This window comes from Commensalibacter communis (genome assembly GCF_947179015.1).
GTDB classification, from domain to species: Bacteria; Pseudomonadota; Alphaproteobacteria; order Acetobacterales; family Acetobacteraceae; genus Commensalibacter; species Commensalibacter communis.
Genome location: NZ_CAMXCM010000001.1, coordinates 1,007,317 through 1,022,166 on the forward strand (window position 1 = coordinate 1,007,317; position 14,850 = coordinate 1,022,166).

A 14,850-nucleotide genomic window follows, 5' to 3' on the forward strand; every position below is an offset into this window, starting at 1 on the left:
AAAATGATCTTTGATTACATACTATCATCGCACGAAATTTATCTTTTATCGTCCAAATACCAAATATCCCTGTATCATTCTTAAAAGATACAGGGATATTGTATAAAGATTTATGCTATTTTCTTATTGAGTTCGGACGTCAAATCCAACCCAATCGCTTTGGCATATTCAGTTGGAATGACATGCCAGAAATGTTGCACAATATTTTGCCATTCATGTAATAATGACATCGCATAATGACTTTCAGTTTCCTCTACATGACGTTCTATGTGTTGACGTAAAACATCCTCCCATTTTGGATCTGCAATTCGCTGCCACATTAATGTTTCGGAATTGACACATTTTTCGAATTGCGCATGTGGATCATAAATAAAAGCCATCCCTCCTGTGAAGCCAGCCCCAAAATTGACGCCGATTTCACCCAGAATAACGACCGTTCCACCTGTCATATATTCACACCCATTTGCACCACACCCTTCAATCACAGCAGTGGCGCCAGAGTTACGAACAGCAAAACGTTCACCAGCAATCCCCGCAGCATACAGACTGCCAGAGGTTGCACCATATAAGACTGTATTACCAATAATCATATTATGTTGAGAAATTAATTTCGTTTCAGGAACTGGACGCACCACAATCGTCGCACCAGATAGACCCTTACCAACATAATCATTCGCATCGCCAAACACTTCAAGTTTCAACCCTTGAACTGCAAAAGCTCCCAAAGATTGACCAGCTGAACCGCTAAGACGCACAGTCAAATGATCTTCTGCCAACCCTTTCATGCCAAAACGACGTGTAATTTTGGATGAAATCTTCGTTCCAATTGCACGGTAAGTATTCTGCACATTATAACGCAATTGCATTTTCTCACCATGCTCAAATAACGGTTGAGCATCAACAATCATTTGCGCATCCAACGTCTCTGGAACTTCGTTTCGACCCTCACGCGTGCAATATCTTTCATACGGACCTGCATCCACCCGAGCCAACAAAGAGTTTAAGTCTAGATCATCAAGATAAGATGCCCCACGCAGGACTTGCCTTAACAAATCAGTGCGTCCAATAATTTCTTTCAACGAAGAAAAACCAAGAGAGGCAAGAATATTACGAACATCTTCCGCAATGAAAGAAAATAAGTTAATCACACGATCCGCACCATCTTGAACGAACTTTTTACGTAGTTCTTCATCTTGAGTACAGACGCCGACAGGACAAGTATTAGAGTGACATTGACGCACCATAATACAACCCATCGCAATTAAACTAAGCGTTCCAATACCAAATTCTTCAGCACCCAACATCGCTGCGATCACAACGTCACGACCCGTTTTAATCCCACCATCAACACGCAAAGTAATCCGATGACGTAAACGGTTCAGCATTAACACTTGATGTGCTTCAGCCAAGCCCATTTCCCAAGGAATACCACCATATTTAATCGATGTTTGAGCAGAAGCCCCCGTCCCACCATTATGACCAGAAATCAAAATTGTATCTGCTTTTGCTTTTGCAACCCCAGCAGCAATCGTTCCAATTCCAGAGGATGCTACCAGTTTAACCGCAACCGTAGCATCAGGATTGATTTGTTTTAAATCATAAATGAGCTGAGCCAAATCTTCAATAGAGTAAATATCATGATGAGGCGGTGGAGAAATTAAGGTTACCCCAGGTACAGCATGGCGTAATTTACCAATTAACTCGGTAACTTTAAACCCTGGCAGCTGACCACCTTCACCTGGTTTAGCCCCTTGAGCCACTTTAATCTCAATCTCACGACAATTATTCAAATATTCCGCCGTTACTCCAAAGCGCCCAGACGCAACTTGCTTAATAGCTGATGACGCATTGTCGCCATTAGGACGAGGTTTATATCGACTTGCGTCTTCACCACCTTCACCGGAATCAGAGCGTGCCCCAATACGATTCATCGCAATTGCCAAAGTTTCATGAGCCTCTGGACTTAATGCTCCTAACGAAATACCCGGGGAAATCAAACGACGGCGTAATTGAGTAATATTCTCTACAGATTCAACTGGAATAGGTTTATTAGAAGACTGAAAATCTAATAAATCGCGCAGCGCCATCGGAGGTTGTTCTTTGATGGCTTCAAGATATTGTTGATATAAAGGCCAACTGTCTTTTTCCACCGCTTGTTGGATTAGTTTAATCACATCCCCATTCAGCGCGTGCTTTTCACCTTGTTGACGCCATTTATATAATCCACCAATTGGCAAGATCTTAACATTTGGATCCCATGCTTTTTCATGAAAAGTGCTGACATTATGAGCAATCCCTGACAACCCAATCCCTGAAATACGAGAAGACATTCCTGGGAAGAATTCTGCCACCAAAGCACGAGACAACCCAATCGCTTCGAAATTATATCCACCACGATAAGAAGCAACGACAGAAATTCCCATCTTTGCCATAATTTTAAGCAAGCCTTTATCAACAGCTTTACAATAACGTTGCATGGCTTCACGCAGAGAAACATCACCAAATAAACCTTTTTTATGACGATCTGCAATACATTCTTGCGCCAAATAAGCATTGACGGTTGTTGCACCCACACCAATCAATACAGCAATCGAGTGCACATCTAATGTATCCGCTGAACGCACATTTAATGACGTGAATGTTCGAAGAGACTGACGAACCAAATGGGTATGCACTGCTGCGGTTGCCAAAATCATTGGAATTTGTGCAAGGTCTTTGGTTTGTTTTTCATCGGTTAAGAATACATGAGTGCATCCAGCCCGAACAGCTTCTTCAGCTTCGAAACAAATACGAGCAATCGCATCACGTAACCCTTGTTCCCCTTCAGTAACCGTGAAATTACAATCAATCGTTACACCTGTTTTTCCACAAAATTCTTGCAGTGCACTAAATTCACTGGTGGTTAATACAGGACTAGATAATTGCAACATCTGACACTGTTCAGAAGTTTGATCCAGAATATTCCCTAAATTACCCAAACGTGTGCTGAGGGTCATCACCTGAGTTTCACGCAAACTATCAATAGGCGGATTAGTTACTTGGCTAAACCGTTGTCGAAAATAATGGGACAATCCACGATAACGATCACTTAACACCGCTAATGGCGTATCATCCCCCATAGAGCCTATCGCTTCAGCAGCAGTTTCAACCATTGGCTGTAAAACGGTTTCTAAATCTTCAATACTGATCCCTACCGCCAGTTGTCTTCTGCGTAATTCTTCTGAAGGAAATAAATGCGTTTCAGTTTCTTGATCCCTCACGATCGATGTGATTTGCTGAGTATTTTTTACCCATTCACTATAATCATGACGCTGCACTAGCATGTCGGTAATATCATTAGGTTTATATAATTTGCAGGTCTGCATATTAAACCCGATGGTTTGCCCTGGCCCTAGACGCCCTTTTTCCAAAACATCTGGTTCTGGCACACGAACCATTCCAGTTTCAGAACCCAAAATCATTAAATTATTCGTCGTGATTGTATAACGCAAGGGACGCAATCCGTTACGATCCAAACCTGCAATCACCCAGTTGCCATCCGTTCCACATAATGCTGCTGGGCCATCCCAAGGTTCCATTACAGCATTAGAGTAACTATACATATCTCTCACTTTTTGAGTTAAGTGATTTTGCATCCCCATTGCAGGAGGAATCATCAATGCCTTAACAGTTGGTGCATCACGCCCCGCAAAAGTCAATAATTCAAACACATTATCCAAAGCCGCTGTATCAGAACCATTAAACTGAATAACGGGTTTTAAATCAGCCATATAAGCATCAAGATCAGGATGAGACAAACGGGTCTCGTGGCTTTTCATCCAGTTGATATTTCCTGATAAAGTGTTGATCTCACCATTATGCGCAATTTTTCTGAATGGTTGCGCCAATTTCCAGGTTGGGAATGTATTGGTTGAATAACGTTGATGATAAATCGCAAAGCGACTGACAAAGCGCTCATCCAATAAATCAGGATAAAAATCGGCGACGTTCTCAGCTAAGAACATTCCTTTATAAATGACTGAACGACAAGATAGCGAACAAATATATAAATCGACGTGACTTTCCGTGGCGCGTTTTTCAATTTTACGACGAATAATATATAAATTACGTTCGAATTCCTCTTCTGAATGATTTTTAGTATTACTAATTAAAATTTGTTCAATTTCAGGGCGAGTTGCATTGGCTTTTTCACCAATACAATCGGTATTAATTGGCACTTGACGCCATCCATAAATTGAATAGCCAAACGCGATAATTTCAGTTTCAACAATTTGACGACAACGTTCTTGGCTTGCTAGATCATTTTTTGGCAAAAATACCATTCCAACAGCCAAATCACCTTCTTTGACATGATGATGGCCGCTGCGGATGGATTTTAAAAAGAAGTCCTGACAAATTTCAACATGGATCCCCGCACCATCGCCCGTTTTACCATCAGCATCCACAGCCCCTCTGTGCCACAACGCTTTTAAAGCTGTTAACCCAGCTTCGACAACATCACGACGTTTTTTACCATCCAGCGCAACAACAAATCCCACACCACAAGCATCATGTTCTTGATCCTGAGAATATACCCCTGCACGCTCAAGGATTGTTTCGTTTCTTTTTCTATCTTCAATATAATTCGTATCACTCATCTGTTTATCCGCCTATAGATGATAAAACCCCGCCATTCTTTGGGCTGGCTTTTGTTAACTCAATAATCCGTTATGATTTTTTGGAACAAAATTATTGTTCTTGTAACCATTTGGCAATTTGCAACGCCGCATCTTGACCATCGCGCACTGCCCACACAACCAAGCTAGCACCACGCACAATATCGCCACCTGCAAAAACGCCATCAATAGAGGTCATAAATTTCTGCCGATCAACGCTGACTGTGCCATATTTAGACGCTTTTAAATTGGCATCGTTCCATAATTCGGACAAGGGTTCTGGATCAAATCCCAATGCTTTAATCACCATATCTGCAGGCAATGTAAAATGACTATCATCAATAATGCGAACACTTTGACGTCCGCCTGCATCTGGTAAACCCAATTCAGTTCTTAATGCACGAATAGACTCAATTTTTTCATTACCAATAAATGCTTCTGGTGCAGCTTGCCAAATAAATTCCACACCCTCTTCTTCCGCATTTTTAACTTCACGCATAGAGCCTGGCATATTAGCTTTGTCACGACGATATAAACATTTAACTGATTTTGCGCCTTGACGAATGGCTGTGCGTAAACAATCCATTGCCGTATCACCACCACCAACAACAATTACATCCTTGCCTTTGGCATCCATGTCGGCTGTTAAGGCTTTATCGGTTTGTTGTGAAGTCATTAAATAATCCAATGCTTGCACAACACCATTCAAATGGCTTCCTAATAATTTAACTTCTTTCTTCTGATAAACACCTGTTGCAATGAACACAGCATCATGTTTCTGACGCAAATCAGCAAAAGAGATTGTTCCCTCACCTGTTTGATCCGCAATATTCGTATTAAAATGAAAAACAACATTTGAGTCTTCTAGCCATTTTTGACGTCTTGCAACAACTTCTTTTTCAAGTTTAAACGTTGGAATACCATAAGTCAGCAATCCGCCTGCGCGATCATAACGATCATAAATATGGACTTTATACCCTTTTTGACGTAATACCACCGCAGCAGCCAATCCACATGGACCAGCCCCTATAATCCCGACAGATTGAGTTTGCTCTTGTGCGGGAACGACCGGTTGAATGAATCCATTTTCGAAAGCATGATCGGTAATATATGCCTCAACCGCACCAATAGTTACACTTTTAAATCCTGGCTCGATGACGCAACTGCCTTCACATAACCGATCTTGTGGGCAAATGCGACCACAAATTTCTGGAAAACTATTGGTCTCAGAAGATAACGCATAGGCTTCTTCTAAACGATTTTCAGCGGTAAGTTTTAACCAGTCAGGAATATAATTGGATAAAGGACATTTTGTTGAACAAAAAGGAACGCCGCATTGAGAACAACGACTGGCTTGTGTTTTGGCTTGTTCATCTGAAAACCGACGATATGTTTCCATGAAATCGGTTTTACGTATTTCTGCCGGCCGTTTTTCAGGTTGCTGTTGATCGAGAGAAATAAATTTTAACATAACATTAGGCATAATATTACCATCGCCTTTACGATTACAAAATCAATTACACCTAATGTTTATTCTATTCCTCGATCAAATAAAAGACAGTACTGCTGACCTATTGTTAAAATAATTTAAAAAAAGATTATTTTATAGTATTTTATTGCTCAATCCGATGCTGTAAGCGTTTTAATTCCGTAAAATCATTAATAGAACGATAACAATATAAATAAATTGGGGCGATCATTTCTATTGGTGTTGGCACTATTCCCAAAGCCAATAAACCATTTTCATTTTGACTTGATACAGAATCATATTCCATCATATTCAGCAACGCTGGCGTCATAATAGCACCAGGCATAAATTGCAATGTAAATGCCATTAATCGAATCAAAGCTGGACTTAACCCACTGACATCATTACCTGTTCTGAGCCATCCGACCAACCAGCTCATTAATTCGCGGTTGGTATAAATTTCTGCCCCAGCAATTTCATAAATTTTTCCATCACATTCGACTTGTTGCACAGCCTTCATAACAGCATCAGCAACATCACCCGCATATACAGGTTGTAATTTGGTATTTGCATTATATGCAGGCATAATTGGGAAATAACTGGCGATTAAAGCTAATTTATTTAAAAATTGATCTTCAGGTCCGAAAACAATCCCTGTGCGTAAAACCACAGCAGATGGAAAAGCTTGTAAAACGGCATCTTCGCCTCTTTTCTTACTGACTAAATACGCAGAGCGACTATTTAACTCTGCACCAAGTGCTGAAAAATGAATCAATCGTTTTACACCTGCGGCTGCACTAATCCGTGCAATCGTTTGAGCTGCTTGCACATTATGCAATTCAAGTTTGGATTTATTTTTACCAAATGCAAGCTCTGATACATTAATAACAACTTCTGCGCCTTCTATGGCACGGATAAGCGTGTCTTCTTTATTAACAGAACAATATAGAGGTGTAATTTGTCCAACATTTCCAAAAGGTCTAATCACATTAACCAATGCAGGTTGAGGAACAGCAACGCGAACAACATATCCCGCTTTGACTAATCGTTCTACGATATAGCCTTCTACGAATTTATTATTCCCAATCACTGTTGCTACTTTACGTGTATCGCTCACTTAGACACTCCTTTAAACAAATATCACAAGATTTTGACTCTAATGTTCTTTATATACTTCTTATACCTCGTATATGTATTGATCAAGATTCAAATAACATAACGGGCTTTAAATATTTCTGAAATTTCTTTTACAAACCCGTGTGAATATTGGCCAATATCCTCTGAGCAATCCCAATATTTACTTTAAAAGATTTTGTATATCGGCATAAATATGCTCGGAAACAAATACCCCTTTTTCTTGACTACGCTTGCGTGCTTCGAAACGACGTTGTGAAGGCAATCTGGCCCCTTGATCGACAATAGATTTAAATAATTGTTCAGCACTTGCTTCACTTTTTGAAATATTACCAAGACCAAACTTGCTTGGATCAAATGCGAAAAGCAATTCACCATGACAAGGCGTGCATTTATTGCCATCATCTAATTTCAATGATTCTTGGCTAGTTAAATCTTCAATTAAGGATCCTGACATTAACTCGATCATTGTTGATAACGCGCTGCCTTTATACCCACCAAATGTTAACATTGACCCACCATCAATAGCAGCCTTAGCATTTTTCGTTACCTTACCATCTTTATCAAGTGCAACATTATCCGGTAGATCAGTATTGGTACGATGATGCAGCTCAAGATCTCCCCTAGCAATGGCACTGGTTGCAAAATCGAAAACATAAGGATTTTCTGCATGTTCCCGAGGCCAGCTGAATGCCAGAGGATTTGTTCCTAATACGGGACTATTACCTCCTGCTGGAGTAACCCAAGCATGACTTGGCGTCATTGCCAGCCCAACCAGACCATGAGCTGCAATCGCTTCTACCTCTGGCCACAAGGCAGAAAAATGGTAACAATGATTAATCTGTAAAGCAGCAATACCCACTTGTTTTGTTTTAATCGCCAGTTGCTCTATTCCTTTTTCAAAAGCGAGTGGCGAAAAAGCATATTGAGCGTCCACTTTGACAATCGATGTTTCATCAATAGTGACTTTGGGTTCTGCTGTTTTAGAGACATGACCTTGTTGTATCGTATGTGCCAATACCCCTAACCGATAAACACCATGAGAGATACACTCATCTCTTTCACCCGCCAAAATCACTCTGGCGATCGCCTTAGCATGAGCGTCAGATAAGCCATATTTTGAAAGTATCTGAACAGATAAATCATATACTTGATCCAGAGATAAATTGACTTTCTTACTCATGTAATACTATCCTTTAGACTAAATGAAATGATTAATAAATTACTGTTAAAATTATGCCAGCTTAATCCTTACTCTTAAAGGGAAATAAAGCGTCTTCGTCATCAAAACTAATTGACCTCTTGCGATAATTTATATAAAACTCGCTTTACAAGCCCCAATGGCGGAATGGTAGACGCGCAGGTTTCAGGTACCTGTGACCGCAAGGTCGTGGAAGTTCAACTCTTCTTTGGGGCACCAAATATTCAATAAAATCAATTGTTTAGAATATGATTTGGAGTAATATTAAAAATCCATAATAATTTAACCAATTTTAAAGTGATGTATTATTTAACCTTATTCACCTTTACAATTAGCATTATTTTAACATAAGTTGCTTAATATTATATCAAATATATTAATAATACATCATATAGTATTTACTGATGACTATTTATGAAAACTAAATTTTTATACGTCTTTTTATCAATCTGCTATTTATTCTGTTTTAGCCTACCCAGCTTTTCGGCATCCCAAATTGTCGCAGATAATGCGCTGTGGCGATCCTCTATCAATACAAAATCTCAACAATTAACCATTAATGGTCAAGATAATGATTTCATCATAACTCTTTTCATTTATTCAGGTAGGCAATCTTTATTACAAATCACATATCTTCAAAATAGCAACTTTCTTAAAGATACTTATGCGTTAAATTTCAGCATCGGCACGCAGAATTTCACCTTAAGAAAACAAAATTCCATCACCAAAAATAATCAAACTTATTTCAAAATTAATTTAACCACTCAGCAATTAAAAATCTTTATTCATGATTTTACCGCTAAAGAAAATGCCTATATCACGATCAATAATGATATTATTCCAATATCATTAACAGGAACCTCTTTAATCGTTTCACGTTTGTTGCAATATTTAGACAAACAACCTATGCCAGAGCTTCCCTCTCCTTTTGGTAAACTTAGCGCATCTAATACAATTTCTTTATCCGACTTCTCGATATTTCATAACCAACTATTATATGGAATGGGCATTGTTGTATTCCTGCTTTTATTCGGTCGGCCATTAATTAACTTTTTTGTTTCTATTTACAAACGGAGAATGAAAAATCATTCACGTAAAAAAGCCTTGAGAATTGCAAACTATCAAATTAAACAATATGCAAATATTTTATATATCAAACGTGACCAACTGATATACAAAGACGAATATGGCAGTTTGGTCGAAGATAAATGGCTGCAAGAAGTAAACCGTTTTATCAAGTCTAAAATTAAGCCAGATTTATCCGATTATCAACTTCTCAATTTTTTCCCTCAAATTAAAAAAGAAGTCATAAAGAATATTTTATACACAGCTAAATATCCCCCTAAAAAACAGACAAGATTTTTTCAACGAACAAAGAAAATAAGACACAAATTTTCTCCTAAAATGAATCCTTTTGATTATGAAGTTTATTGTGCAGAACTTTTAAACCAATCTGGATGGGATGCCGAGGTCACTACAGCAAGCGGAGACCAAGGTGCAGATGTAATTGCTGTTAAAAGAGGGGTGACGTTGATTATCCAATGTAAATTATACAGCAAACCAGTGGGAAACAAAGCTGTTCAAGAGGTCAATGCTGCGAAAACTTTTTATCATGCGCATTATGCTGCTGTTGTTTCTAATGCAGCCTATACCACTTCTGCACGACAGCTGGCTGCATCCACAAAAGTAGCTTTATTACATCATGAAACCTTAGAGGGCTTTGCCAGTTCTTTGACATAGAAATATTACGATTTAATTTAACAATATAAAAAAGTTTAAATCCAAATAAAATTATCTTGCCTCTTGAAAAAAAAATGGTATGGTGTTCTCCAATTAAAGGCAATCTATTGGAGAGATGGCCGAGCGGCTTAAGGCGCACGCTTGGAAAGCGTGTGTGCGTTAATAGCGTACCATGGGTTCGAATCCCATTCTCTCCGCCATTTGCGATTCCCATATAGTACCATGTAGAACCAAAACCCCTACAAAACAGCCATTTATATCAAAAATGTAGTCTCAAACAGTATCAGATAGACTCATTGCATCCCGTAAAAATGGGGGTATAATAGGGAGTATCGTGGCAAAAACTATAGAGCCTTTATCAGATTTTAAAATAAAAAATGCCAAAATTAAAGATAAACAATATAAAATGTTCGACGGTGATGGCTTATAAATTTTAGTTAAGCCCAGCGGGTCTAAACTATGGCAGATGAAAATCACAATTCATGGTAAACAAAAAACTTTATCGTTTGGCCAATATCCAATTACATCTTTAAAAAAAGCACGAGATAAACGTATAGAGGCACAACGTGACCTTATAGACGGTATTGATCCACGCCTTAAAAACATAAAACATCAAAATTTATCTGCAAGTCAAATCAATAATTCATTTGAATATATCGCTCGTGAATGGTGGGACTTAAATAAAGCTAGTTGGGTGGAGCGTCATGCAAGTGACGTAATAGGAACACTCGAACGTTGTATCTTCCCTAGCCTTGGTAAAATTAGAATCGATAATATCGATACCTCTCTTTTATTAGGAGTATTACAGAAAATAGAAAAGACTGGAGCTGTTGAAACAACTCATCGAATCAGGCAACGAATTGAAGCCGTCTTCAATTACGCAATATCTAAAGGAATAGCTTTCACCAATCCAGCTACCGTTCTAAAAGGTGCTTTAAGACCGAATATAAAAAAAGACAACAGCCAGCGATTACTAATTTAGATGATCTGCAACAAATGATAAATATTGTCACAGATCGTCCAGCACGCCCGCTTAGTAAGCTCGCCTCTAGATTATTGGCATTGATCGGCACAAGATCAGGTGAATTTCGTCAAATGCGCTGGGATCAAATAGAAGGCGATGTTTGGACCATCCCAGCAGAACAAATGAAAATGAAGCAAGAGTATAAGTTGCAAAACAAGCGCAACCATAAAGTTTTCCTATCAAAACAAGCTCTTGAAATACTCGAATTAATACGACCATTATCTGGAAACTGTCTTTATGTATTTCCAAACAGTAAAGATGCGTTTTCTTATATGAGTGAAAATACAATAGGAAAATTAATTAATACAGCAGGGTTTAAAGGGCAACATACACCTCACGGCTTCCGTACTTCACTCTCTACAATTATGAATGAACGTTACCCTCAAGATAGAGCTGTCATTGATTTAATGTTAGCTCACATCAATCCAAATGCTGTAGAGGATGCTTATAATAGGTCACAGCATGAAGCGAGATGACCGGAATTATACCAAATATGGGCTGATATATTATATGATGAACTAAGTGACCCTTGTAATATCATTAACCAATTACGAAAACATTGAAAAATAAAACGTCTCCACCGAATAGATTAGACTTTAATCGCGATTATAAAACTGCTACTATTTACGGTCACCTTTCAAATTTTTAATCATACCCTCAGATAATTTTTTTATAAAATGTCTTAATTAATTGTTCCGCTCTTAGAATCAACAATTACTAACTATTAGCTCTTCACTTTGTTTCGTTGATTTATCGTTACATGAGTATTTAATACACATTACCTCAGACTAAAGTTTACTGAACAATTGCCTGTTTAGTATTTAAGCGTTGATTGCTTGTTGGAAATGATCTCAGTTTGCCATAGGGTCTTTGCACAGATCGGTGTAATAGTATTTCTTATAATAATTGGATAGCTCCATCGTGTCTGTGGCATTTGGAATGACGATGGGCACTCCTAGGCAGAACACACGGCACATTGCTGCAAAAAATAGATCACCAATCATGGTCCCTGCTCTAGGGATATCATTATTATCGGTGTTAAAAGTGCCAGTTATATTTTTAAGCAAGGCTGCAAGATGGCTGCGTTTTGAAGTGTTCAAAAAGTTTTTCCAAATATCATCACAGGTTGCAGGCTCCATCTGCATTGGCACCCACGGCAGGTCCTTTTCCAATAAATTCCCCGTTGGAAGTTCTCTATTAAAATACACACCATCAATCGCAAAGCATGTGTATCCTTTGTAATTATTATTTAAGATAAAATAGGCTGTATGGAATTTTTCATCATGAAGATTAATAGTTAGTTTACTATAATCAATACTGTAAGATTTTGTTTGTGCATTATAAAACGATACTGTCTTTTTCCTGGATTGACACGGATGTTGAAGCAATACATCCACATTTAACCAAGGACTGCCATCACCAGTATCAGAGGTTAATAATATCTTAATAAATGCCCCGCTAATAGTTTCTACATCACTGTGGGCAATAAAGAACCTAAACATGACAGATCTACCAGAAGGGTTAGTGCGAGACATAGTTTAAGTGACCTTTACCATAATTTGCAACTCGACTTCAGAATATAAATCACTAAACTTAGCCTGATAAACTTCTGCCCGATTATCATTCTTTCGAATGATGATTATTTGATCCGTAAAGAATATTTTTGCGTAGCTTGAATTGTCTCTGTTGCACCGGTACTCGTCGTTTGTTGATCGTTACAAACAGTATAATTATCCAACGGACTACACCCACATTGTTCGTCTTTTCTCGTTCATAGCCTCATGAAAAAAACCGCTATCAATAATGAGATAACGGTTGTTAATCTGAATCGCATTTAAAGGAGGCTTAGCGTCTGGAGGCTTAACATCTTCCGTAAAAACCAAAAAAAAGAAATCGACTCTTTAGTTTCCTTTTGTTGCTCTGTGATCGGTAAAACTATTTCTTGGATATAACATCCACCAAAATTAGTCTGAGCTTCGAACGTAAAAAAAGTTTGATTGGGCAACCCACCCTCAATAAACGCAGTTAGATATGAAGCGTTTCTAGTAACAGAAGTAATTTTTAGCCCACCCCATTAACCGTGACATTCACCTTGATTATATGTTCGCCATCTTGCAATCTTCGGCTGTAATCGACACTATAATCAAGATAAGAAACAGATTTTTTTTAGAAATATTGCAACTTCCTTATTCGTTCTTTTGTAAACTTTATAAATACGATAAGGGTTTAATCAAAATTACGATAAAAACTGCATGAATTTCCTTTTTATTTGATTGCAAAATTTGGGTTGATATATGCATATCGTTTGGAAGGTGTGCTAATAACCGTTAGTGTAGTTTCTGTATAAGTTTGATGTTTACTAAGAAAATCAACAGCATCATTATTGATATAAGAATAATTCGTAGAAGGCATTACCGTTTCGCGATTATCGCTGACAGTTAGTGTAATACTACTATTAACACCGATAAATAAACCATCTCTGCTTTGCTGATAATCTATAAAACTATTTTGTCTTCTAAATGAAACATTTGTTGTCGTTATATCTGTTCCACCCACAGAGTATTTCCATGGAGCATTTGCTTTATGAAGACATAAATTATCAGTTATAGTCCCATTATACATATAATTCCCTCCTACTCTTTCAAATGCAGAAGCCACATAATAGAGAGCTGATTCGAGCTCTTGTAGATTGTAATTAACCAATCGACACCCTAAAAAACCCACAGAAAAACTTCCTTGCACACCATCAAAACCGCAATATCTTAAGGAAACAGTTATCCATTGATTTCCTGAATAAATATAGTTATAACACCACATTTTGTATAAAACTGGTCTTCTTAACCCTCGTGATGCTAAGGCCTCATCTGTTAAACAATACCCCCACCATCCATCGCCAACATTTCTTTGAGCTAATTGAATTAGTTCTTCCCAACCATCTGGTTGAGTTGGATCACCATTTGGATTGTTATAAGGTTGAATAATAATATTTCTTATTCCTACATTGATACTCCCTGACAGAGTTTGCCTTGGTTCTTCTTGAATATTATCACCAACATTGTATGCCTTACCGGGACTATAATATTTGATATCTTGAGCTGATTTATCATCAGAACCTACGATATAATGATCATCAACATCTAATATTTTAATAATAATTTGACCTGTAGAAGGCGCTTTTTTAACAGCCATATCAACGGTTTTGAAAGGCTTTATCCTCGTTCCATCGCCCGTCATATCACTTCCCGTAGTCCAAGAAACATATTTGTAAATAGAATTCTCGGAAGTGAATATAGCCAACTCTCCCAGATCATTGTAATAAAGTGTCGAACCATCTTTATCCTCAATCACAGGGTAGCGTTGCCACCCGTTTTGAGGTTTAGATACATTGATTTTATTCTCGTTGGGATCGTTTATATTACCATCTTGGACACATATCCATAATACCCAAGGTTTAGATGGGTCATTGCCTTGTAATATAGAACCCGCAGAATAACCATCAATTTTATTGCATAAATCTTGATTAAAAACAGGATAACCACCAGCCTGTGTCCATTGATTTGCTTCTGATAATCTATATAAGATCCCATTATGATCACGCCCCCAAGGTGGAACACCTCCTTGTAGAACA

General features: G+C 38.1%; 9 protein-coding genes and 2 tRNA genes. 5 read left to right on the forward strand and 6 right to left on the reverse strand.

All coding sequences use genetic code 11. The features are described 5' to 3' along the window. Positions 1 to 110: 110 nt before the first annotated feature. From gltB to PQG54_RS04725, 4 genes are all read right to left on the reverse strand, one after another. Positions 111 to 4,637 (reverse strand): glutamate synthase large subunit, encoded by a 4,527-nt coding sequence (gene gltB / locus PQG54_RS04710; RefSeq protein WP_271788629.1) that lies wholly within the window; start codon positions 4,635 to 4,637, stop codon positions 111 to 113. Between the two features lie 91 nt (positions 4,638 to 4,728). Continuing rightward, complete coding sequence (locus tag PQG54_RS04715) at positions 4,729 to 6,138, reverse strand: NAD(P)-dependent oxidoreductase (protein WP_271788628.1); 1,410 nt, start codon at positions 6,136 to 6,138, stop codon at positions 4,729 to 4,731. 130 nt (positions 6,139 to 6,268) lie between these two features. Next, positions 6,269 to 7,240 (reverse strand): complex I NDUFA9 subunit family protein, encoded by a 972-nt coding sequence (locus tag PQG54_RS04720; protein ID WP_271788627.1) that lies wholly within the window; start codon positions 7,238 to 7,240, stop codon positions 6,269 to 6,271. Positions 7,241 to 7,420: 180 nt separating this feature from the next. Further along, positions 7,421 to 8,440, reverse strand: coding sequence for an Ldh family oxidoreductase (locus PQG54_RS04725; RefSeq protein ID WP_271788626.1), 1,020 nt, complete (start codon positions 8,438 to 8,440; stop codon positions 7,421 to 7,423). 151 nt (positions 8,441 to 8,591) lie between these two features. Between PQG54_RS04725 and PQG54_RS04730 the strand changes: the two genes are divergently transcribed. From PQG54_RS04730 to PQG54_RS04750, 5 genes are all read left to right on the forward strand, one after another. After that, a tRNA-Leu gene (locus tag PQG54_RS04730) sits at positions 8,592 to 8,677 on the forward strand. A gap of 195 nt (positions 8,678 to 8,872) precedes the next feature. Beyond that, entirely contained in the window at positions 8,873 to 10,198 is a 1,326-nt protein-coding gene (locus PQG54_RS04735) for a restriction endonuclease (RefSeq protein ID WP_271788625.1), read from the forward strand. 109 nt (positions 10,199 to 10,307) lie between these two features. Next, a tRNA-Ser gene (locus tag PQG54_RS04740) sits at positions 10,308 to 10,398 on the forward strand. A gap of 230 nt (positions 10,399 to 10,628) precedes the next feature. Further along, on the forward strand, positions 10,629 to 11,180 hold the full coding sequence (locus tag PQG54_RS04745) for a tyrosine-type recombinase/integrase (RefSeq protein ID WP_370866894.1): 552 nt from the start codon (positions 10,629 to 10,631) through the stop codon (positions 11,178 to 11,180). A 5-nt stretch (positions 11,181 to 11,185) separates the two neighbouring features. Next, positions 11,186 to 11,698: a tyrosine-type recombinase/integrase gene (locus tag PQG54_RS04750; RefSeq protein WP_408869479.1), complete on the forward strand. Its 513-nt coding sequence runs from the start codon at positions 11,186 to 11,188 to the stop codon at positions 11,696 to 11,698. Between the two features lie 375 nt (positions 11,699 to 12,073). Here PQG54_RS04750 and PQG54_RS04755 read toward each other — a convergent pair whose 3' ends face one another. Then, a complete protein-coding gene (locus PQG54_RS04755; protein WP_271788622.1) occupies positions 12,074 to 12,757 on the reverse strand; it encodes a hypothetical protein in 684 nt (227 codons plus the stop codon). Positions 12,758 to 13,487: 730 nt separating this feature from the next. Then, on the reverse strand, positions 13,488 to 14,850 hold a 1,363-nt coding region (locus PQG54_RS04760), incomplete at its 5' end, for a hypothetical protein (protein ID WP_271807703.1).